We start from the raw sequence: 21,689 nt of genomic DNA on the forward strand, positions 1-21,689 counted from the left end.
AGCGACGTGGCACATGTCGAGGCCCTCCTCGAGGGCGGTGAGGTCACGCTCCTCGGGCGGGTTCTGGAGTCGTCCAACGGGGCGGTGCTCGTGCGCGTGACCCTGGACGAGGAGTCACGGCTCGCGATCCACAAGCCCGTGGCGCTCGAGCGACCGCTGTGGGACTACCCCGACGGGACGCTCGCAGGACGGGAGCGGGCGGCCTACCTCATCAGCGAGGCGGGAGGCTTCGGCGTCGTCCCTGCCACCGTCCTGCACGAGGGCCCCTGGGGTCTGGCCGCAACCCAGGAGTGGGTCGGCGAGCCGGACGTCGCGCCGGACCTCGTGGTGGACGTCGTGTCACCGGACGAGGTGCCGCACGGGTGGCGCGAGGTCCTGCGCGGTGAGACCCCGGAGGGGGAGGAGGTCGTCGTGGCCCATGCGATGGACCCTGCCGTGCGCACCGCCGCCGTCTTCGACGCCCTCATCAACAACTCCGACCGCAAGGGCGGACACCTGCTGCGGATGAACGATGCCGTCTGGTGCGTCGACCACGGCGTGAGCCTGGGCGTGGAGCCCAAGCTGCGCACCGTGCTCTGGGGCTGGGCCGGTCAGGAGATCCCAGCGGAGGACCTCACCCGGGTTGAGCGCGTGCGTGACGCCCTGGCGGGGGAGATGTTCGCGCAACAGCTGTCCGCCCTCCTCACGGAGGACGAGGTCGCGGCGCTGGCCGACCGGGCCGAGCACCTGCTCGCCGAGCGTCGTCACCCCCTGCCCCGCCCGGGTTGGCCGGCCATCCCGTGGCCCGCCCTCTGACGGGTCCGACGTAGGCTTCGAGCGTGATCTCGTGGCCGCCTCCGTTCCTGCCCGCCATCCCCGGGGACGGAGTGGCCCTCACGCTGCACGACACCAGCTCCGGGACCCTGCGCGAGGTCGACCCCGGCCCCGTCGCGCGGCTCTATGTCTGCGGCATCACGCCGTACGACGCGACGCACCTCGGGCACGCTGCGACCTACGTCGCGTTCGACCTCGTGGGCCGCGTGCTGCGCGACAACGGGCACGAGGTGCACTACACCCAGAACGTCACCGATGTGGATGACCCCCTCCTCGAGCGCGCGGCACGCGACGGCATCGACTGGCGCGACCTCGCCGTCGCCGAGGCAGACCTCTACCGCGAGGACATGACCGCTCTGCAGGTCATCCCGCCCGACGACTATGTCGGGGTGGTGGAGGCACTGCCGACCATCGCGGACCTCGTGCGACGCACGATCGCGAGCGGGACGGCATACGAGCTGGACAACGACGATGCGCAGGGACCGGACCTCTATGTCGACCTCGCCCAGGTCCCCGGCTTCGGCGAGGTGTCGGGGTGGACGCGCGAGCAGATGCTCGCGGTCTTCGCCGACCGTGGTGGCGACCCCGACCGCCCGGGCAAGCGAGGGGCCTTCGACCCACTGCTGTGGCGCGCCGCCCGTGAGGGTGAGCCGTCATGGGAGTTCGAGGGCCTGCCGGCGGGTCGTCCGGGGTGGCACGTCGAGTGCACGGCCATCGCCCTCGACCGCCTCGGCGTCCCCATGGACATCAACGGGGGAGGGTCCGACCTCATCTTCCCGCACCACGAGATGACCGTCGCGCAGGCCCGTGCCGTCGGGGTGGAGACCTACGCCGACCTCCATGCCCACGCCGGCATGGTCGGCCTGGACGGGCACAAGATGAGCAAGTCGCGCGGCAACCTCGTGCTCGTCTCCAGGTTGCGGGAGTCGGGTGTGGACCCCATGGCGATCCGCCTCGTCCTGCTGGGACAGCACTACCGGTCGGACTGGGACTACACCCCCGACCTGCTGACCACCGCCCAGGCGCGGCTGGACCGTTGGCGCGAGGCCCTGTCGGTCAACACGGCCCCGTCCGCGGACGACACCGTCGCGGCCATCCGCTCGGCACTGGCCGACGACCTGGATGCTCCGCGTGCCCTCGGGGCCGTCGATGCCTGGGCCGACCAGACGCTGCGCTCGGGTGGCGACGATGTCTCGGCCCCCGGCGTCCTGTCCCGCACCCTCGATGCGCTGCTGGGAGTGCGGGTCTGAGCACCGTGCAGGAGCGCGGCCCCAGCCTCACTCGTCGGAGCGGCGCTTCCTGAGGTAGCGCTCGAACTCCTTGGCGATGGCGTCGCCGCTGGCCTCGGGCAGCTCGGCGGTGTCCTGCGCCTGCTCGAGCGACTCGACGTACTCGGCGACCTCGGAGTCCTCGGCGGCCAGCACGTCGAGCCCGTTCTCCCAGGCACGCGCGTCGTCGTCGAGCGAGCCGTGGTCGATGGGCCCGTCGAGGAGCTCCTCGAGCCTGGAGACCATGGCACGGGTGGCCTTGGGCGAGGGGGTGTGGTGGGCGTAGTGCGGGACGGCGGCCCACACCGAGAGCGAGCTCACCCCGACCTGGACCGCGGCGTCGGCGATCACTCCGACAATGCCCGTGGGGCCCTCGTAGGTGCTCGCCTCGATGTCGTGGCGGTGCCTCGTGTCCTCGTTGTCCGAGCTCACGGTGACCTGGATCGGTCGGGTGTGCGCCACGTCGGCGAGCAGGGCGCCGAGGGTGATGACGGTGGTCACGTCGGCGGCCTGGGCCAGCTCCATGAGCTCGATGGCGAACGTGCGCCAGCGGAACGAGGGCTCCACGCCCTGCACCAGCACGACGTCGCGCCCGATGGAGGTGTTGGTGGCCACGAGGATGCGCGTCGTGCGCCAGCTGATCCGGCGCTGACCCCCCTCGCTGAGCACGCGGGGGCGGTTGACCTGGAAGTCGTAGTAGTCCTCGGGATCGAGCGCCGCGACCGGCTCCGCATCCCAGAGCTGGGCCAGGTGCTCGATGACGCCGCTGGCTGCTTCGCCGGCGTCGTTCCAGCCCTCGAAGGCCGCGATCATCACGGCATTCTCCAGCTCGGGCAGGTCGTCGAGCTCGATCAACGTGTCCTCCTCGTGGGTAGCACTCCACCCTATTCGTAGACTCCTCGCATGACGTTGCCTGCCGCGGTTCTCTGGGACATGGATGGAACCCTGGTCGACACCGAGCCCTACTGGATCTCGGCCGAGCATGCCATCGTCGAGGAGCACGGAGGCGTGTGGTCGGAGGAGTACGCGCACCAGCTCGTCGGCAACGACCTCATGGTGAGCGCCGAGTTCATCCGGGACAACTCACCGATCAGCTGGGAGCCGGAGCGCATCATCGACGAGCTCCTCGTGCGCGTCACGGCCCAGGTGCGCGAGCACGTGCCGTGGCGCCCGGGTGCGCGCGAGCTGCTCGCCGCCCTCGTCGAGGCAGGGGTGCCCAACGTCCTCGTCACGATGTCGTGGCGGTCGCTCGCCATGGCGGTCGTCGAGGCCCTGCCCGAGGGGACGTTCGCCGCGCTCGTCACCGGCGACGAGGTGGAGCACGGCAAGCCTCACCCCGAGCCCTACCACGCCGCCGCCCGCCTGGTCGGGGTGAAGGCCAGCGACTGCATCGCCATCGAGGACTCACCGACCGGTGTGCGCTCGGCCGTGGCCGCAGGCGTGCCGACCATCGCGGTCCCGCACGTCGTCCCCGTGCCCATCACCCGAGGGGCCGTCCAGCTGCCGAGCCTGCGCGGCCTGACCCCGCAGGACCTCGTGTCAGTCGTCGCCGACGAGCGCCTCACCGGTGACGCTCGGGTCGAGGACGAGGCGCCCCGCGTCAACGGGTAGGGGCGGGGGAGTGCCGCCCCACTCGGGGCAGAGCTCCTTGAAGTCGCACCAGTCGCACAGCCTGGACACGCGCGGCCGCCAGTCCCCCGTCTCGCTGGCCCGCACGATGGCCTGCCACACGGCCTGCACGTTGCGCTCGAGGCCCAGCAGGTCGTGCTCGTCGGGCTCGTATCTCACGATCTCGCCGTTGCCGAGGTAGACCAGCTGGAGCAGCTTGGGGATGACTCCGCGCTGGCGCCAGAGCACGAGCGCATAGAACTTCATCTGGAACAGCGCCTTGCCCTCGAACGCCTCGCGCGGTGAGCGACCGGTCTTGTAGTCGACCACGCGCATGGCGCCGTCGGGCGCGATGTCGAGCCGGTCGACGTAGCCGCGCAGGGTGAGGCCGTCCACCTCGGTCTCGACGTAGAGCTCTCGCTCTGCGGGCTCGAGCCACTGGGGGTTCTCGAGGGTGAACCACCGCTCGACCAGCGTTGCCGCGTCCTTGAACCAGCCGTCCTGCGTCAGGCTCTCATCGTCCTCGATCATCGTCGCGAGCTCGGGACGCTCCTGCACGAGGCTGGCCCAACGCGGCTGGAGCAGGGCGAGGGCGGCCTCGGGCGTGCGCTCGGCGGCCGGCAGCTCGAAGAGGTGCTCGAGGACCTCGTGCACCAGGGTCCCGCGAGCGGCCGCCGGCGAGGGCGGCCCGTCGAGCTTGTCGATGGTCCGGAAGCGGAACAGCAGGGGGCACTGCTTGAAGTCCGCTGCGCGGCTCGGAGACAGTGCGGGAGTCATGGACGACACCGTATGCCGTGCCGCCGACACCGCCCGCACCTCACCCCTGCGCGCCCCTTGCGTCTGCGGATGTGGTGGCCAGAGGGACCACATCCGCGGACGCAGCGGTCTTGACGGGGGCGGACGCCGAGCGCATGGCACCGCGAAGTCGCCACGCGGCATACACGGCCAGCATGCTGATGCCCAGGTGAAGGCCGAGGAAGCCGTTCGTGAGCCCGGCGCCCAGCAGCGCTCCGGCCACGAGCGGCCCCAGCGCCGAGAACGTCGTCTGCAGGGCCGCGAACGTGCCGAGGGTCTGGCCGACCATCCCACGCGGCGCGAGGGAGGCGGTGAGGGGGCTGAGGACGGGGCTGTACATCGTCTCCCCGACCGCGAAGATGCCGTACGTCGTGACGAACAGCGCGGAGGCGACGCCCGGCGCCAGCTGCGCCGTCGACAGCACCAGCCACGAGAGCACCCAGATCCCGCCGACGGCCATCAGGAGTGTCGGCGCACTGCGGCGCGCCGTCAGTCTCACGACGATGACCTGCAGCACCACGATGACGATCGCGTTGACGGCGGCGGCGGAGCCGATGGCGGCAGTGTCGACGTCCAGGACGGTGATCCCGTATGCCGGCAGCCCCGACTCGAACTGGGCATAGAACCCCAGGGCAAGCGTCACGGTGACCACGGCGGTCCACCGCAGGGCCGGCGTGGCGAAGACTGCTGCCAGCGAACCGCGCACGCTCGGTCGCGCGTCCACGTCGGCATCGCTGCCCGCGTGGAGGTCCGCGCCCCACCCGGCCAGAGCAATGATCAATGAGGAGATCGTGAATCCGGCTGCGGCAGTGAGGAACCCGATGTCCAGGCCGTCGACGTCCTTGAGGTTCACCAGCTGCCCGGCGACGTAGGCACCGGCCGCCATGCCAAGGGCCTCGCCCGTGAACTTGTAGGCGAAGATGCGGCGACGGTCGCTGCCGTCGACCCAGCGCAGCACGAGGACCTGCTTGGCCGGCACGGCTGCGGTCAGGCCCAGCCCGAAGACGAACATCCCGACGAGGAAGCTCGTCGAGGAGTCGGCCAGCACCAGGGCACCGACGCCGAGCGCGCCGAGCAGCTGGGAGAGCACGGCCACGGTCACCGGGTTGAAGCGGTCGCTGAGGCGGCCGGCCACCGGGGCGGCAACGAGGGCGCCGACGGAGAACAGGGACGAGGCCGCAGCGGCGACGAACGCACCCCAGCCGCGCGAGTCCGCGGCATACGCGTACTGGAAGGGCAGGACCGCTCCCCAGCCAAGCATGCCGAGGGACGAGGCGAGGACGAGCAGCTTGGCGCGCATGGCGGATTCCACCCTTCGGGTGCAGACGAGGAGGGGCCCGGCCTGCCGAGCCCCGCAAGAGGCCGGCTTCGATGCCGAATAGTTCGATCTCGAATGTTCGAGATCGAAAGGTTAGCATTCGAACAACGCATGAGAGAATCGGGTTATGCCCCCACGCCGCAGGTCCGTCGCCCAGAGGCACCGTGATGCCGTGGCGGCCTACGTCGCCGCCGGCGGCGAGGAGTCGGTCCAGCGGGTCATCACGGCGCTCTACGGCGTGACCAAGAAGCTGGACCAGTGGTACGCGCGCCAGCTGGCGGACCTCGACCTCACGCAGGGGGAGTGGGCGGTGGTCGCTGCGCTCGCGTTGGCTGGTGACGCCTGCCTGACCCCGAGCCAGCTCGCCGAGCACACCAGCGTGGCTCCCTCATCGATGACGCACCGGCTCGACAAGATGACCGAGCGCGGGCTGGTCCAGCGCCACCCGGACCCGGACAACCGCACCCGCACACTGGTGTCGCTGACGGCGGACGGGCGCGAGCTCTTCACCGAGTCGATCCGGGAGTCCGACGTGGTCGAGAGCGACGTGCTGCGGGGGCTGGACGTGGACGAGCGCACCGAGCTCGCCCGCCTGCTCGAGGCCGTCATCGCCCGGCTGGACGACGGCGAGGACTGAGCGCGACCGGCTCTGGGGCGTCAGTCCTCCGGCTGGTAGCCCAGGTTGGGCCCGAGCCAGCGCTCCGCCTCCGCGAGGGTCCAGCCCTTGCGCTGCGCGTAGTCCTCGACCTGGTCGCGACCGAGCCGTCCGACGACGAAGTACTGGCTCTGCGGGTGCCCGAAGTACCAGCCGCTGACGGCGGCGCCCGGCTGCATCGCCATCGACTCGGTGAGCTCGATGCCCGCGCGCTCGGTGGCACCCAGCAGCCGGAACAACGTCTCCTTCTCGGTGTGGTCCGGGCAGGCGGGGTATCCCGGAGCGGGGCGGATGCCGGCGTACTTCTCGGCGATGAGGTCCTCGTTGCTCAGGTGCTCCTCTCTCGCGTGCCCCCAGAACTCGCGCCGGACACGCTCGTGCAGGCGCTCGGCGAAGGCCTCTGCCAGCCTGTCGGCCAGGGCCTCGAGCAGGATCGCGGAGTAGTCGTCGAGATCCTCCTTGAACGCCATGATGCGGTCGTGGGCCCCCAGCCCCGCGGTCACTGCGAACGCACCCACGAAGTCGCGCAGCTCGCTCTCCTTGGGGGCGACGAAGTCGGAGAGGCAGCGGTTGGGCACGCCCTCGCGGTGCTGCCCCTGCTGGCGCAGCCCGTGCAGGGTCGTGAGCACCGTGGTGCGGGACTCGTCGGCGTAGACCTCGATGTCGTCACCGACGGCGTTGGCGGGGAAGAGGCCGATGACACCGTTGGCGGTGAGCCATTTCTCCTCGATGACCTTGTCCAGCATCGTATTGGCGTCCTCGAACAGCTTGCGTGCCGTCTCGCCCGTCGCCGGGTTGGACAGGATGTCGGGGTAGCGGCCCTTCATCTCCCACGCCTGGAAGAAGGGCGTCCAGTCGATGTAGCGACGCAGCTCCTCGATGGGGTAGCCGAGCAGCTCCTTGGTGAACTGCGCCGCCGCCCGGTGCCACTTCGTGTCGGGCGAGCCCGACCACACGTCCTTGCTCTGCTGGGCGAGCAGGTGCGGTCTCACCGGCCGGTATGCCGTCCAGTCGATGGGCGTGCGCGCCTTGCGTGCCGCGTCGATCGAGACCAGGGGGCGTTCGGTCGCCTTGGCCGCGTGCCTGGCCCGCATCGAGTCGTAGTCGGCCTTGACCGTCTCGAGGAAGGGTCCGCGCTGGGCGTCGGAGAGCAGCTGGCTGGCCACCGGCACCGAGCGGGAGGCGTCCTTGACCCAGACGACGGGACCGCCGTACTGACCGTCGACCTTGACCGCCGTGTGGGCCCGGGAGGTGGTGGCGCCACCGATGAGGAGCGGGATGGTGAAGCCCTGGCGCTCCATCTCGCCGGCCACGCGCACCATCTCGTCCAGGGAGGGGGTGATGAGCCCGGAGAGGCCGATCATGTCGGCGCCCCTCTCCTTGGCCGTGTCCAAGATCTTCTGGGCGGGCACCATGACGCCGAGGTCGATGACGTCGTAGTTGTTGCACTGGAGCACGACCCCGACGATGTTCTTGCCGATGTCGTGCACGTCGCCCTTGACCGTCGCCATGACGATGAGGCCCTTGCTCTGCTGGGTGGAGACGCCGGTACGTTCTTTCTCGGCCTCGATGTAGGGGACGAGGTGCGCGACGGCCTTCTTCATCACGCGGGCCGACTTCACGACCTGGGGCAGGAACATCTTGCCGGCACCGAACAGGTCACCGACGACGTTCATGCCGTCCATGAGCGGTCCCTCGATGACCTCGATCGGCTGACCGCCGTCGATCTCGATCTCCTGGCGCAGCTCCTCGGTGTCGTCGACGACGTGGTCGTCGATGCCCTTGACGAGCGAGTGCGTGATGCGTTCGCGCACCGGCAGTGCGCGCCACTCGGACTGCGTGACCTCGGGGGCGGCCTCGCCGGTGTTGTTGAAGCGGTCGGCGATCTCGAGCAGGCGCTCCGTGGAGTCCGCGCGCCGGTTGAGGATGACGTCCTCGATGCGATCGCGCAGGTCCGGGTCGACCTCGTCGAGCACGACGAGGGCTCCGGCGTTGACGATGCCCATGTCCATGCCCGCCTGGATGGCGTTGAACAGGAAGACGGCGTGGATCGCCTCGCGCACGGGGTTGTTGCCCCGGAACGAGAAGGAGACGTTGGAGACGCCGCCGGAGACGAGCGTGCCCGGGAGGTTCTCCTTGATCCACCGGGTCGCCTCGATGAAGTCGGTGCCGTAGGCCGCATGCTCCTCGATACCGGTCGCGACCGCGAAGATGTTGGGGTCGAAGATGATGTCGTGCGGGTCCATGCCGACCTCCTGCGTGAGCAGGTCGTAGGCGCGCTGGCAGATCTGCTTGCGCCGCTCGAGGTTGTCGGCCTGGCCGTCCTCGTCGAAGGCCATGACGACGACGGCCGCGCCGTACTTGCGGCAGAGCCGCGCCTGGGCGAGGAAGGGCTCGACGCCCTCCTTCATGGAGATCGAGTTGACGATCGGCTTGCCCTGCGAGCACTTCAGGCCGGTCTCGATGACCTCCCACTTGCTCGAGTCGATCATCAGGGGGACCCGGCAGATGTCGGGCTCGCTGGCGACGAGCTTGACGAAGCGGTCCATCGCGGCGACGCCGTCGATCATCCCCTCGTCCATGTTGATGTCGATGATCTGGGCCCCGGCCTCGACCTGCTGACGGGCCACGGACAGCGCGGCCGGGTAGTCCTCCTCCTTGATGAGGCGGCGGAAGCGGGCCGAACCGGTGATGTTGGTGCGCTCGCCCACATTGACGAACAGGGAGCTCTCGTCGATGGTCAGCGGCTCCAGACCGCTGAGACGCAACGCTCCCGGGACCTCGGCCGGCACCCGGGGGACGCCCTGCGCCGCGACGGCGGCGATGGCCTCGATGTGCTCGGGGGTGGTCCCGCAGCAGCCACCGAGGACGTTGACCAGCCCGCTCGTGGCGAACTCGCCCACGACCGACGCCATCTGGTCGGGGGTCTCGTCGTACTCGCCGAACGCGTTGGGCAGACCGGCGTTGGGGTAGGCCGAGACGAAGCAGTCGGCGATGCGGGACAGCTCGGCGATGTAGGGGCGCAGCTCGTCCGCGCCCAGGGCGCAGTTCAGTCCCACGACGAGCGGCCGGGCATGGCGCACCGAGTTCCAGAACGCCTCGGTCACCTGGCCGGACAGGGTGCGGCCCGAGGCGTCGGTGATGGTCCCCGAGATGATGACCGGCCAGCGACGCCCCAGCTCCTCGAAGAGCGTCTCGATGGCGAAGATCGCGGCCTTGGCGTTGAGGGTGTCGAAGATCGTCTCGACGATGAGCCCGTCGGCGCCGCCGTCGACCAGCCCGCGGGCCTGCTCGAGGTAGGCCTCGACGAGCGTGTCGAAGCTGATGTTCCGGGCACCGGGGTCGTTGACGTCCGGAGAGATCGACGCGGTGCGCGTCGTGGGCCCCAGGGCCCCCATGACCCAGCGCGGCCGGCCGGTCGCGGCCGCGACGTCGTCGCAGGCAGTGCGAGCCAGGCGGGCCGCCTCACGGTTCATCTCGTAGGCGAGGTCGGCCATGTCGTAGTCGCCCAGGGAGATGCGCTGCGCGTTGAACGTGTTGGTCTCGACGAGGTCGGCACCGGCCTCCAGGTAGGCGCGGTGGATCCCCTCGATCACCGACGGGTTGGTCAGGCTGAGGAGGTCGTTGTTGCCCTGCAGGTCGCTGGGCCAGTCCGCGAACCGGTGCCCACGGAAGTCCTCCTCGGAGAGCCCTTCCCGCTGGATCATCGTGCCCATCGCGCCATCGAGGACCAGGACGCGCTCGGTGAGCGCGGCCGTCAGCTCGGCGGTCGCGTCGGGCCGGTGGTCGACGGCGTCGACGGTGTCGACAGCGGATGACGTCGGGGTGGAGGAGTTCACCCGGCCCAGTATGCCGCCGGGGCTTGTAGGGTTCCCGCGTGGCCGCAGCGAATGAGACACCGTCCTCCAAGGGCCTCGTCGTGGCCCGTGTCGGCGGTGTCCCGGTGCAGATCGGGGCGAGCTGGCTCCTGCTCGCCGCCGTCATCATCTTTCTCGTCGTGTCGGGGGAGTCCGACCAGGGCGCGCGTGCCTACGTCCTCGGACTCGCCTTCGCCCTCTCGCTCCTGGTGTCGGTGCTCGTCCACGAGGGCGCCCACGCCGTCACCGCACGGGCGGTCGGCCTGCCCGTCCACAGAGTGGTGGCGGACCTGTGGGGTGGGCACACGGCATACGACCCTCGTCTGTCCACCCCGGGCAAGGCCGCGCTCATCGCGGTGGTCGGACCCGTCGCCAACCTCGTGCTCGCCGCGCTGGCGGGAGTCGGCACGCTCCTCGTCTCCGCGGACGGGCTTCCGGGCCGGGTGCTGTTCGCCATGGCGTTCGTCAACCTCCTGCTGGGGGGCTTCAACCTCCTTCCCGGACTGCCGCTCGACGGCGGCCAGCTCGTCGACGCCCTCGTCTGGAAGCTCACGGGGCGCCGTGAGAAGGGACTCATCGCCGCCGGCTGGACCGGTCGCCTCGTCACGCTCGGGGTCGTGCTGTGGTTCGTCGTGCGGCCGCTGCTCTCGGGCGGGTCGCCCTCGATCACCTCGGTGCTGTGGATGGGCCTCATCGCGATGTTCATGTGGCAGGGGGCGACCGCGGCGATCCGCATGGGGCAGGCGCGCCAGATGCTCGGCCGCGGGACCGTCGCCCAGGTGGCGCGTCCGGTGCCCGTCCTGCGTGGGAGCGACGTCCTCGAGGCCGCCGTCTCGACCGGGGGCCTGGCCGTCGTCGTGGACGACAGCGGCCGTCCGACGGCGATGGTGCTTCCCGAGGACGCTGCCACCGTCCCGCGCGAACGATGGGTCACGACACCCGTGTCGGCCCTCGCGCGCGTGCAGGACGAGCACTGGCTCGCGCACACACGGCGGGAGGACGACCTCACGGCCGTCGTCGCCGCGATCCAGGAGTCCGGCAGCCCCGTGGTCGTCGCCGTGCAGGACGGCAGGGTGCTCGGGCTGGTCACCGTCGCCGCGGTCAATGCGGCGATCGGTGCGAACTAGACTTCCGCCTCATGACTGCGACCGGTGCCGACCTTCGACGTGGACCCTTTGCCGAAGGTGAGCGGGTGCAGCTCACGGACTCCAAGGGTCGGCTGCACACCATCACCCTCGCGCCGGGCAAGCAGTTCCACACGCACCGCGGCTACCTGCAGCACGACGACCTCATCGGCTCGCCCGACGGTTCGACCGTCACCAACACCGCGGGCTTCCAGTACCTCGCACTACGACCCCTGCTCTCCGACTACGTCATGTCGATGCCGCGTGGCGCCGCCGTGGTCTATCCCAAGGACGCCGGACAGATCGTGACGTTCGCGGACATCTTCCCCGGCGCCGTCGTCGTCGAGGCCGGTGTCGGCTCGGGGGCGCTCTCGATGTCGCTGCTGCGCGCGGTGGGGGAGAGCGGGCGGCTGCACTCCTTCGAGCGCCGCGAGGACTTCGCCGAGATCGCCAAGGCCAATGCACGGACCTGGTTCGGCGCCGACCACCCCGCGTGGACCGTCACGGTCGGCGACCTCGTCGAGGCCCTGCCTCAGCAGGTGGAAACGGGGACCGTCGACCGCGTGGTCCTCGACATGCTCGCGCCGTGGGAGTGCCTGGACGTCGTGGGGGAGGCGCTGGCCCCCGGCGGCGTGCTCATCTGCTACGTCGCCACGGCCACCCAGCTGTCCAAGGTTGCCGAGGCGATGCGCGACGCCGGGTCGTGGACCGAGCCGTCCGCGTGGGAGTCGCTCGTACGCGGCTGGCACCTCGAGGGCCTGGCCGTCCGCCCCCAGCACCGCATGCACGGGCACACCGGCTTCCTCATCACCTCGCGCCGCCTGGCACCGGGGGTCACCCCGCCGGTGCGCAAGCGCCGGCCGGGCAAGGGCTATGAGGGCCTGGAGGACTCCGAGGGCCGACCGGCCGAGGTGATGCCCGGCTCCAACGCCGAGGAGTGGACCCCCGAGGCGATCGGTGAACGCATTCCGTCCGACAAGCGAGTCAGGAAGGTCCGGCGCAGCGTCACGGGTTAGCGTTGAGGGGTCAGCCCAGCGAAGGAGGCCCCGATGACCGAGTTCACTCCGTCCGAGCGCGAAGCCGTGCGACGCCTCGAGGGCACAGTCACCGACCTGCGCTCGCAGGTCAACACCGTCTCCGCCCAGAACGAGCGCCTCGTCCGGACGCTGCGCGACGCCCGCGACCAGATCATCACCCTCAAGAGCGAGGTCGACCGCCTGGGCCAGCCGCCGTCCGGCTACGGCGTCGTCGTCGAGACGTTCGAGGACAAGACGGTCGACGTCCTCACCGGCGGACGCAAGATGCACGTCGCGGTGAGTCCGACGATCGAGGCCGGCGAGATCGAGATCGGCCGCGAGGTCATGCTCAACGAGGCCATGAACGTCGTGGCCGTCCACGGCTTCGAACGGGCCGGCGAGATCGTGCTCCTCAAGGAGATCCTCGACGACGACCGCGTGCTCGTCCTCTCGCGCGGGGACGAGGAGCGCGTATGCCGTGTCGCCGCCTCCCTGAAGTCCGGCACCCTCCGCGTCGGTGACGCCCTCCTGCTCGAGTCGCGCAGTGCGTTCGTCTACGAGCAGATCCCCCGGGCGGAGGTGGCCGACCTCGTCCTCGAGGAGGTGCCGGACATCGCCTACGACGACATCGGCGGGCTCGGCAGCCAGATCGAGCTCATCCGCGACGCCGTCGAGCTGCCCTACCTCCACCCCGACCTCTTCACCGAGCACCACCTCAAGGCCCCCAAGGGCGTGCTCCTCTACGGTCCGCCCGGCTGTGGCAAGACGATGATCGCCAAGGCCGTCGCTGCCTCCCTGTCGCGCAAGATCGCCGAGAAGCAGGGGCGCGAGCCGGGCAAGAGCTACTTCCTCAACATCAAGGGACCTGAGCTGCTCAACAAGTACGTCGGCGAGACCGAGCGCCACATCCGGCTCATCTTCCAGCGGGCTCGCGAGAAGTCCTCCGAGGGGTTCCCGGTCGTGGTGTTCTTCGACGAGATGGAGAGCCTGTTCCGCACCCGCGGCTCCGGGGTGTCCAGCGACGTCGAGACGACGATCGTCCCCCAGCTCCTCAGCGAGATCGACGGTGTCGAGGGGCTCGAGAACGTCATCGTCATCGGTGCCAGCAACCGCGAGGACATGATCGACCCCGCGATCCTGCGACCGGGCCGCCTCGACGTCAAGATCAAGATCGAGCGCCCGGACGCGCAGGCCTCGACCGAGATCTTCAGCAAGTACCTCACCGCCGACCTGCCGCTGCACGCCGACGACCTCGCGGTCAACGGCGGCTCACCGGAGGCCACGGTCGAGGCGATGATCGAGGCGGTCGTCACGCGCATGTATGCCGAGGACGACGAGAACGAGTTCCTCGAGGTGACCTACGCCGGTGGTGACAAGGAGGTCCTGTACTTCAAGGACTTCAACAGCGGCGCCATGATCCAGAACATCGTGGACCGGGCCAAGAAGATGGCGATCAAGGACCTGCTCACGACGGGGCAGCGCGGCCTGCGCGTCGAGCACCTGCTGCACAGCTGCGTCGACGAGTTCAAGGAGAACGAGGACCTGCCCAACACGACCAACCCCGACGACTGGGCGCGGATCTCGGGCAAGAAGGGTGAGCGGATCGTCTACATCCGCACGCTCATCAAGACCAAGGAGGGCAGCGAGCCCGGCCGCTCCATCTCCACCATCGCCAACACCGGCCAATACCTCTGACCCCCCACTGATTGCCCGTTTGGCCAGTGGGCCAGTTGCACTGATTGCCCGTTTGGCCAGTCCCCACGCACGACTTATTGCCCGTTCGGCCAGTGCCAGCGCGCCACTGATTGCCCGTTCGGCCAGTGGGGCAGTCGCACTGATTGCCCGTTCGGCCAGTGGGGCAGTCGCACTGATTGCCCGTTCGGCCAGTGCCAGCGCGCCACTGATTGCCCGTTCGGCCAGTGCCAGCGCGCCACTGATTGCCCGTTCGGCGAGTTCCGTATGCCGTGCCCGCACCACTGATTGCCCGTTCGGAACGTGCAGGCTCACCAGACCTTGCGCTCGAACTCCTTGGCGAGTTGTCGGCGCCAAGCAGCCAACTCAGCCTCGACGAGGCACTCGTCAAGTGGGTGGTTGCAGCACGAGCAGCGGAAGACCGCTGTCACCGTGCGGCGTGGAAGACCGAACACCCGGCTCTGGAAGCGCGAGTGGATGAGGGACCCCTCGATCGCCTCATGGGGACCCCACCGCACGAACTCCAGACCAAGGCGGGTAAGTCCCTCCTCGCGCGCTCGCTCCCGATGGAGTGCCTGCCGCACTGACTCTTCATCGGTCCCGCGCAGAAGGTACTTCTGGATTCCATCGGCCTCGCCGACCAGTCCGAGCTCGGGCCACAGCAGGTCCGGCCGGCCCACGAACTCACCGTCGGGTGTGAGCACGTTGACCTGAGGTATGCCGGTGGGCAGTCCCCAGCCCGCCATGGACCACGCGGAGGCAGACTCCAACCAGTTCTCGCGGCGGCCGTCAGCAAGCAGGAGCACATCGTTGGACCTGGCCACGTGCGGCCACCTTCGCTGATGCCGACGCATGTCAAAGAGTTCCTCGAGGCAGGTCTGGCCAGCTCGAAGCGCCCCGTCCGCGATGGCCAAGGCATCGCGGGCATGCACCTCACGACAACAGTCGATCACTACCCGTGGTGCGACGAAACCGGGGACGCCGTAGCGGATCACGATGTGCTCGGGAGGAGTGGCGCCGCGATGGAATCGACACCACGAACTGCTCCTGCTCGTCCGCACGTCGTCCAGAACCGTCATACTCACGTGCGCAGGTGGATGCGTGGGCCGGGGTAGATCGAGGAGCTCGGCCTGGCTCGTGTGGCTGACCACTGCGTCCGGATACAGACGTCCTGCGGCGCAGATCATGAGCCGGTGTCGATCCGAGGGTGAGGCAGCCTCCCAAGGTTCGCGTACGGCATACAGGCCTCGAGCGGGCGACACGAGGAAGGTCATGGTCCGGGCGTGCTTGACCGTGGAGCGAGGTATTGCCGCTGCAGCGTAATCGGGAAGAGCGAAAGGTTGTGGCAGTCGGCTGAGTGCCTGGGCGGTGGTCGGATCCATGAATGGGACCCTGGAGCCAGCACATCCGGCGCGGTAGGTACGACGAGCAATCTGTGGACAGCGCTCCACCGCGATGGCGCCTGTGGAAACTGTCCAACTGGGCAATCAGTGCAACCGGGGCACTGGCCAAACGGGCAATCAGTCGGCCTCCCGCACTGGCCGAACGGGCAATCAGTGCAACCGGGGCACTGGCCAAACGGGCAATCAGTCGGCCTCCCGCACTGGCCGAACGGGCAATCAGTGGGAGATGGCGGAGGCGAGGAGGCGCCAGCCGAGCATCGTTGCCGCGGTGAAGAGCGTGGCGACGACGATGAACGACGGAGCCGTGCCGGTCGCGGCGAGACGGCGGAAGAGCATCCCGATGATCACCGTGGCCGCGACGACGATGGCGCCGAACTGCCACGTACGCGGCGCGGCGTCGAGCGTCAGCGAGGCGACGAGGTAGCCCGCCGCCGTACCGCAGAGGAAGGGCGCAGCGGTCTCCAGGACGCCACCCAGCGTGATCCCGTGGGCGTGCGAGCGTCGTCCGACGAGGGCGAAGACGAGGACGGCGAGCAGGTCGAGCAGGGGAGCGATGAGTCGGCTCATCCGGAGTCAGCCACCGACCTTGTCGAACAGCGACCCCTGCGGCGGGGCGTGCGTCGGGTCGACCCCGTCGAAGAGGATGCTCACCGACTCGCCTTGGTGGATACGGGTGATCGCCTCGGCAAACAGGCCCGAGACGGTGCGCACCTGGAGCTCGGGCCAGCCGGCGGGCGCGGGGACGGTGTCGGTGGTGACGATCTGGCTCACCATCGGGTGCCCGCGCAGCCGCTCGACGGCCTTGCCCGAGAACAGCCCGTGGGTGCAGGCCACCGCGGCCTCGGTCACCCCGAAGTCCCGCAGCCGGTCGAGGAGCTCGAGGATCGAACCGCCTGTGGCGATCTCGTCGTCGAGCACGATGGCGCGCTTGCCCTTGACGTCACCGACGATCGAGTCGATGACGACCTTGTCGTCGCTCTGGCGCTGCTTGCTGCCGGCAGCGACGGGCAGGCCGAGCAGGCGCGAGAACTGGGTCGCCTCCTTGGCGTTGCCCAGGTCGGGGGAGATGACCACCGAGTTCGACAGGTCGGTGCCGCGGAAGTGGTCGGCGAGAACCCCGAGAGCGGTGAGGTGGTCGACCGGGACCGAGAAGAAGCCGTGCACCTGGGGCGCGTGCAGGTTCATGGTCAGCACCCGGTGGGCGCCGGCGGTCGAGATGAGGTCGGCGACGAGGCGGCCACCGAGCGAGATGCGCGACGCGTCCTTCTTGTCCGAGCGCGCGTAGGCGTAGTGCGGGATGACCGCGGTGATCTGGGCGGCCGACGCCCCCCGGGCCGCGTCGATCATCAGCAGCAGCTCCATGAGGTGCTCCTGTGTCGGCGGCACGAGCGGCTGGATGATGTAGACGTCGCGCTGTCGGCAGTTGGCGAGCAGCTGGGCCTGGAGGCAGTCGTTGCTGAAGCGCTTGATCTCGCTGCGCGACAGGGGAACCCCGAGCTGGTCACAGATCCGCGCTGCGAGAGTCGGGTGGGCACTGCCGGAGAAGACCACGATCTCGCGCATGGGTCGACCCTAGGCCAGAGCGCTGGTGAGGTGACGACGCAGTTCGCTGACGAGCTCCCACCGCTGCTGCGCCCCAGCCGCGGCAGCCCCCGGGAAGCTGGCGAATCCGTGCGGCACCCGCAGATAGTTCGTATGCCGGGTGCTCACCCCCGCGGCCCGCAGCGCCTCGGCGTAGCGGGCACCGTCGTCGCGGATGGGGTCGAGGTCCGCGGTCTGGATGAGCGCCGGTGGAAGGCCGGCCAAGGTCCCGAACAACGGCGAGAGCAGCGGGTCCCGCAGGTCCTGACCCGCGGCATACAGGTCTCGAAAGGCCAGGATCGAGGACTTGGTGAGAATGGGCGCGTTGGCGTGCTCGTCGATGGACGGCGACTGCATCGTGAGGTCGGTCGCCGGATAGATGAGGGCCTGGTGGCGGATCCAGTCCGAGCCGCCGGAGGCCACGACCTGGGCCACGACCGCGGCGAGGTTGGCGCCGGCGGAGTCACCGCACACGGCGAGGTTGTGCGCATCGGCGCGCAGGACGTCGGACTGGGCCGCCACCCAGGTCGTGGCGTCGACGGCGTCGAGCGCTGCGGTCGGCGCGGGGTGCTCCGGGGCGAGCCGGTAGTCGACGCTCACTACGACGGCACCCACCTGCGCCGCGAGGTGCGTGCACAGCGGGTCGTAGTTGACGACGTTGCCGAGGGCCCAGCCGCCGCCGTGGAGGTAGACGATGACCGGCACGTCGTCCTGCGCGTCACGGATGGCGCGCGGGCGGTAGATGCGCAGCGGGATCTCGTAGCCGTCGCGGGCCGGGGCAGTGCCGAACGTGATGCCCACCGCGGGGTCGGCCACCCCGGTGACCCAGGAGTACGGGGGCCGCGCCGGGTAGGTCGCCGCGCGCGCCTCGTGGCGCTCAGCCTCGCCCATCCGCTCGACCGGCACACGCAGGCGGTCGATGACGGCCACGGTCGCGGTGGTGAGCGGGGACATCCCACGGTAGGAGCGCATGCCGGGAGTATGACCGAGCATGGTTGGCTTGCTCCATGTTGGTCGACGTCATCCTCCAGAGGCAGTCGTGACGGTCAAGCGGGTCATGGGGATCGAGACCGAGTACGGCATCTCCGTCCCAGGGTCGCCCACCGCCAACCCCATGGTGCTGTCCGGTGACGTCGTCACGACGTATGCCGCGAGCCGGGGGATCCGCCCCGCGCAGGCTTCGTGGGACTACGCCGACGAGACCCCCCTGCACGACGCCCGAGGCTTCGACATGGGCCGGGGCACCGCGCACCCGAGCCAGCTCACCGACGTCGAGGACCCGACGATGGCCAACGTCGTGCTCACCAACGGGGCCCGGCTCTACGTCGACCACGCCCACCCGGAGTACTCCTCGCCGGAGGTGACGAACCCGCGTGACGCCGTCGTCTGGGACAAGGCCGGCGAGCTCGTGATGCGGGAGGCCGTGCAGCGCCTGGCCACGGTTCCGCCGGGGGTCAACCTCTACAAGAACAACACCGACGGCAAGGGCGCGTCCTACGGCACGCACGAGAACTACCTCATGTCCCGTCGCACGCCGTTCGCGCGGATCATCTCCCAGCTCACCCCGTTCTTCGTCGTCCGCCAGGTGATGTGCGGGTCCGGGCGGGTGGGGATCGGGGTGGACTCCCGGACCCCGGGCTACCAGCTCGCCCAACGCAGCGACTTCTTCGAGACCGAGGTCGGGCTCGAGACCACGCTCAAGCGCCCGATCATCAACACCCGCGACGAGCCGCACGCGGTGGCGGACCTCTATCGACGGCTGCACGTGATCCTCGGGGACGCCAACCACTGCGACGTCGCCAACCTCGTCAAGATGGGCTCGACCTCGCTCGTCCTGGCGATGATCGAGGACGACGCCTTCACCGCCGACCTCAGCGTCCGCTCGCCCGTGCGGACCCTGCAGGCCGTGAGCCACGACCCCACGCTGACGTCCACCATCGAGCTCACCGACGGGCGCTCGATCCGCCCGGTCGAGCTGCTGCGGACGTTCCACGAGCTGGCGAGTGCCTACGTCGAGGACAAGTGGGGGAGCGACGTCGATGCGCAGACCGTCGAGGTCCTGCACTGGTGGGACACCGTCCTCACCGCCCTCGAAGGTGACCCGATGGACGCTCGCCGGTGGGTCGACTGGGTCGCCAAGCTCTCGGTCCTGGAGGGCTACCGGGGACGGGACTCCCTCGGGTGGGGCGACCCACGGCTCAAGGCCATCGACATCCAGTGGTCCGACGTGCGTGCCGACCGTGGCCTGGCCCACCGGCTGGCTGCCACCGGGCGTGTCGAGGTCCTCGTCCCCGAGGCCGAGGCGGTTGCCGCGATGGACGCCGCCCCCGAGGACACCCGAGCCTGGTTCCGTGGGGCCTGCCTGCGCAAGTTCCCGCAGTCGGTCGTCGCGGCGTCGTGGGACTCGCTCATCGTCGAGGTGCCGGGGGAGCGTTCGCTCCAGCGCATCCCGCTGCTCGAGCCGCTGCGTGGCACCAAGGACGCCGTGGGCGACCTCGTGGACGCAGCGTCCGACATCCGGTCCCTCCTCGAGTCGCTGGCCGTGGCGGACAGGGCCGCGGACTAGGCTCGGGTTGGAGGCACCCTGACGGTGCCCGAGGCGACACGAGGAGGACCCATGGCAGGCCAGGAGCAGATCAAGCCGGGGCGCCGGGACAACGGTCCGGACGAGGGTGGCGAGCCCGCAGCCGCCGCTCCCGTCGTCCAGGGCGCCGACACCGAGATCGACGACATCCTCGACGAGATCGACGGCGTCCTCGAGACCAACGCCGAGGAGTTCGTGCGCGGCTTCGTCCAGAAGGGCGGCCAGTGACTCCCGTGTCCGACGGCGGCGGCCTCCCCGCGGCCTACCTGCGCACGGGGTCGGCGTCCTTCACCGACTTCCTCGCCGAGCACGAGCCCAGCCTCATCCCCTCGCGCCGTGGCCTGCCCCCCGGCGCCACGATCGACGCGCCTCACGGCACGACCATCGTCACCTTGGCCTATGACGGCGGTGTCCTCATGGCCGGCGACCGGCGCGCGACGATGGGCAACCTCATCGCCAACCGCGACATGGAGAAGGTCTTCGCGACCGACGAGTTCTCCGTGGTCGGCATCGCCGGCACGGCCGGTCTGGCGATCGAGCTCGTGCGGCTCTTCCAGGTCGAGCTCGAGCACTACGAGAAGATCGAGGGCACGCTGATGTCCCTCGAGGGCAAGGCCAACCGGCTGGCCTCGATGATCCGCGGCAACCTCGGCATGGCCATGCAGGGCCTGAGCGTGGTGCCGATCTTCGCCGGCTACGACCACCACGAGTACACCGGCCGGATCTTCTCCTACGACGTGACCGGCGGCTGCTACGAGGAGCACGACCACCACAGCGTCGGCTCCGGGTCGCTGTTCGCCCGCGGTGCCCTCAAGAAGCTCTACCGCCCCGGCATGTCCGCGGACGAGGCGGTCCGTACTGCCGTCGAGGCCCTGTGGGACGCGGCCGACGACGACTCGGCGACCGGTGGGCCCGACCTGGGCCGCCGCATCTGGCCGACCGTGGCGCTCGTCAGTGTCGAGGGCGCGCGGTTCGTGCCCGACGACAGCGTCGCGCCCGTTGTCGAGGCGATCGTCAGCGAGCGCCGGGGCAATCCCGGCGGCCGACGTGCGGGAGGTGCCTCATGACCGCCGGGATGCCGTTCTACGTCTCGCCCGAGCAGCTGATGAAGGACCGGGCCGACTTCGCCCGCAAGGGCATCGCGCGCGGCCGCTCGGTCGTCGTCCTCGGCTACGACCACGGGATCGCCTTCGTCGCCGAGAACCGCTCGCGCAGCCTGCACAAGATCGGTGAGATCTACGACAGGATCGCGTTCGCCGCCGTCGGCAAGTACAACGAGTTCGAGAACCTGAGGGTTGCCGGAGTCCGGTATGCGGACCTGCGCGGCTACTCCTACGACCGCAGCGACGTGACCGCTCGCGGTCTGGCCAACGCCTACGCGCAGACCCTCGGCACGGTCTTCACCCAGGAGTCCAAGCCCTACGAGGTCGAGATCGTCGTCGCCGAGGTCGGCCAGGACGACCAGGACGACCAGGTCTACCGCCTCACCTACGACGGGTCCGTCGCCGACGAGCACGGCCTCGTGGCCATGGGCGGCGCCTCGGACCAGATCGAGGAGCGCCTCACCGAGCAGTGGCAGACCGGGCTGACCCTCGCCCAAGCCCTACGGCTCGCTGTCGCCGGTCTCGCCCACGACCCCGCAGGCGGCCCCGACCGAGTGCTGGGGCCGGACGCGCTCGAGGTGGCCGTCCTCGACCGCACCCGCTCACGACGGACCTTCCGGCGGATCAACGGTGACCTGCTCGGGCAGCTGCTGTCCGAGGAGGACCCGGTCGACGATGCACCGGCCCTCGACCACGAGACCCCGCGGCAAGCGGCGACCAACCCGCAGACCCAGCGGCACGGCGACGAACCCACGCCCGACTCCGACTAGGCCACCGCTACCCGCGCCCTCGGCGCACGGCCTCCTTGGGCACAGCCGTGCGCGCTCAGTCGCCTGCGAGCTCCGCGCGCCCCGTTCCCGGTCGAGGTGACC

General features: G+C 69.8%; 19 protein-coding genes. 11 read left to right on the forward strand and 8 right to left on the reverse strand.

Annotation, left to right across the window (positions count from 1 at the left end; all coding sequences use genetic code 11):
• The first annotated feature begins 6 nt into the window (after positions 1 to 6).
• Complete coding sequence (locus ASG74_RS12820; protein WP_056144122.1) at positions 7 to 795, forward strand: SCO1664 family protein; 789 nt, start codon at positions 7 to 9, stop codon at positions 793 to 795.
• A gap of 23 nt (positions 796 to 818) precedes the next feature.
• Positions 819 to 2,063 carry a cysteine--1-D-myo-inosityl 2-amino-2-deoxy-alpha-D-glucopyranoside ligase gene (mshC, locus tag ASG74_RS12825; RefSeq protein WP_082569730.1) on the forward strand — a complete coding sequence of 415 codons (1,245 nt, stop codon included), beginning with the start codon at positions 819 to 821 and terminating at the stop codon, positions 2,061 to 2,063.
• A 27-nt stretch (positions 2,064 to 2,090) separates the two neighbouring features.
• On the opposite strand, the gene ASG74_RS12830 is transcribed toward mshC, so the two are convergent.
• Positions 2,091 to 2,936 (reverse strand): PAC2 family protein, encoded by an 846-nt coding sequence (locus ASG74_RS12830; protein WP_056144127.1) that lies wholly within the window; start codon positions 2,934 to 2,936, stop codon positions 2,091 to 2,093.
• Between the two features lie 48 nt (positions 2,937 to 2,984).
• Here ASG74_RS12830 and ASG74_RS12835 point away from each other — a divergent pair, with 48 nt between their 5' ends.
• Entirely contained in the window at positions 2,985 to 3,692 is a 708-nt protein-coding gene (locus ASG74_RS12835) for an HAD family hydrolase (RefSeq protein ID WP_056144130.1), read from the forward strand.
• On the opposite strand, the gene ASG74_RS12840 is transcribed toward ASG74_RS12835, so the two are convergent.
• Entirely contained in the window at positions 3,621 to 4,466 is an 846-nt protein-coding gene (locus ASG74_RS12840; RefSeq protein WP_056144132.1) for a RecB family exonuclease, read from the reverse strand. The two genes, ASG74_RS12835 and ASG74_RS12840, sit on opposite strands and share 72 nt — an antisense overlap.
• A gap of 40 nt (positions 4,467 to 4,506) precedes the next feature.
• Positions 4,507 to 5,784 carry an MFS transporter gene (locus ASG74_RS12845; protein WP_056144135.1) on the reverse strand — a complete coding sequence of 426 codons (1,278 nt, stop codon included), beginning with the start codon at positions 5,782 to 5,784 and terminating at the stop codon, positions 4,507 to 4,509.
• Positions 5,785 to 5,974: 190 nt separating this feature from the next.
• On the opposite strand from ASG74_RS12845, the gene ASG74_RS12850 reads away from it, so the two are divergent.
• Positions 5,975 to 6,439 carry a MarR family winged helix-turn-helix transcriptional regulator gene (locus tag ASG74_RS12850; RefSeq protein WP_156465408.1) on the forward strand — a complete coding sequence of 155 codons (465 nt, stop codon included), beginning with the start codon at positions 5,975 to 5,977 and terminating at the stop codon, positions 6,437 to 6,439.
• A gap of 20 nt (positions 6,440 to 6,459) precedes the next feature.
• Here ASG74_RS12850 and metH read toward each other — a convergent pair whose 3' ends face one another.
• On the reverse strand, positions 6,460 to 10,296 hold the full coding sequence (gene metH, locus ASG74_RS12855) for a methionine synthase (RefSeq protein WP_056144141.1): 3,837 nt from the start codon (positions 10,294 to 10,296) through the stop codon (positions 6,460 to 6,462).
• A 38-nt stretch (positions 10,297 to 10,334) separates the two neighbouring features.
• Between metH and ASG74_RS12860 the strand changes: the two genes are divergently transcribed.
• From ASG74_RS12860 to arc, 3 genes are read left to right on the forward strand one after another with little or no spacing between them, the layout of a single operon-like run.
• Positions 10,335 to 11,441 carry a site-2 protease family protein gene (locus ASG74_RS12860; RefSeq protein WP_056144144.1) on the forward strand — a complete coding sequence of 369 codons (1,107 nt, stop codon included), beginning with the start codon at positions 10,335 to 10,337 and terminating at the stop codon, positions 11,439 to 11,441.
• Between the two features lie 11 nt (positions 11,442 to 11,452).
• The gene (locus tag ASG74_RS12865; protein WP_056144146.1) at positions 11,453 to 12,454 is read left to right on the forward strand and encodes a tRNA (adenine-N1)-methyltransferase; all 1,002 of its coding nucleotides are present in this window, start codon (positions 11,453 to 11,455) and stop codon (positions 12,452 to 12,454) included.
• 33 nt (positions 12,455 to 12,487) lie between these two features.
• The gene (arc, locus tag ASG74_RS12870) at positions 12,488 to 14,149 is read left to right on the forward strand and encodes a proteasome ATPase (RefSeq protein WP_056144149.1); all 1,662 of its coding nucleotides are present in this window, start codon (positions 12,488 to 12,490) and stop codon (positions 14,147 to 14,149) included.
• 308 nt (positions 14,150 to 14,457) lie between these two features.
• Here the strand turns inward: arc and ASG74_RS12875 are convergent, their stop codons facing one another.
• The 4 genes from ASG74_RS12875 to ASG74_RS12890 all read right to left on the reverse strand — a co-directional run bounded on the left by ASG74_RS12875 (position 14,458) and on the right by ASG74_RS12890 (position 18,102).
• The gene (locus ASG74_RS12875; protein WP_056144151.1) at positions 14,458 to 14,970 is read right to left on the reverse strand and encodes a hypothetical protein; all 513 of its coding nucleotides are present in this window, start codon (positions 14,968 to 14,970) and stop codon (positions 14,458 to 14,460) included.
• A gap of 795 nt (positions 14,971 to 15,765) precedes the next feature.
• Positions 15,766 to 16,116, reverse strand: a complete 351-nt coding sequence (locus ASG74_RS12880; RefSeq protein WP_056144154.1) for a DUF3054 domain-containing protein — start codon at positions 16,114 to 16,116, stop codon at positions 15,766 to 15,768.
• 6 nt (positions 16,117 to 16,122) lie between these two features.
• On the reverse strand, positions 16,123 to 17,112 hold the full coding sequence (locus ASG74_RS12885) for a ribose-phosphate diphosphokinase (RefSeq protein WP_056144158.1): 990 nt from the start codon (positions 17,110 to 17,112) through the stop codon (positions 16,123 to 16,125).
• A gap of 9 nt (positions 17,113 to 17,121) precedes the next feature.
• Positions 17,122 to 18,102: an alpha/beta hydrolase gene (locus ASG74_RS12890; RefSeq protein WP_056144169.1), complete on the reverse strand. Its 981-nt coding sequence runs from the start codon at positions 18,100 to 18,102 to the stop codon at positions 17,122 to 17,124.
• A gap of 85 nt (positions 18,103 to 18,187) precedes the next feature.
• Here ASG74_RS12890 and dop point away from each other — a divergent pair, with 85 nt between their 5' ends.
• From dop to prcA, 4 genes are read left to right on the forward strand one after another with little or no spacing between them, the layout of a single operon-like run.
• The gene (gene dop, locus ASG74_RS12895; RefSeq protein ID WP_200942618.1) at positions 18,188 to 19,696 is read left to right on the forward strand and encodes a depupylase/deamidase Dop; all 1,509 of its coding nucleotides are present in this window, start codon (positions 18,188 to 18,190) and stop codon (positions 19,694 to 19,696) included.
• Between the two features lie 51 nt (positions 19,697 to 19,747).
• Positions 19,748 to 19,942, forward strand: coding sequence for a ubiquitin-like protein Pup (locus tag ASG74_RS12900; protein ID WP_056144173.1), 195 nt, complete (start codon positions 19,748 to 19,750; stop codon positions 19,940 to 19,942).
• Entirely contained in the window at positions 19,939 to 20,781 is an 843-nt protein-coding gene (gene prcB / locus ASG74_RS12905; protein ID WP_056144176.1) for a proteasome subunit beta, read from the forward strand. The genes ASG74_RS12900 and prcB overlap by 4 nt, the downstream gene beginning before the upstream one ends.
• Positions 20,778 to 21,587, forward strand: coding sequence for a proteasome subunit alpha (gene prcA, locus ASG74_RS12910; RefSeq protein ID WP_056144179.1), 810 nt, complete (start codon positions 20,778 to 20,780; stop codon positions 21,585 to 21,587). The genes prcB and prcA overlap by 4 nt, the downstream gene beginning before the upstream one ends.
• The last annotated feature ends 102 nt before the right edge of the window (positions 21,588 to 21,689 follow it).

Source organism: Knoellia sp. Soil729 (genome assembly GCF_001427985.1).
Classification (GTDB): domain Bacteria; phylum Actinomycetota; class Actinomycetes; order Actinomycetales; family Dermatophilaceae; genus Knoellia.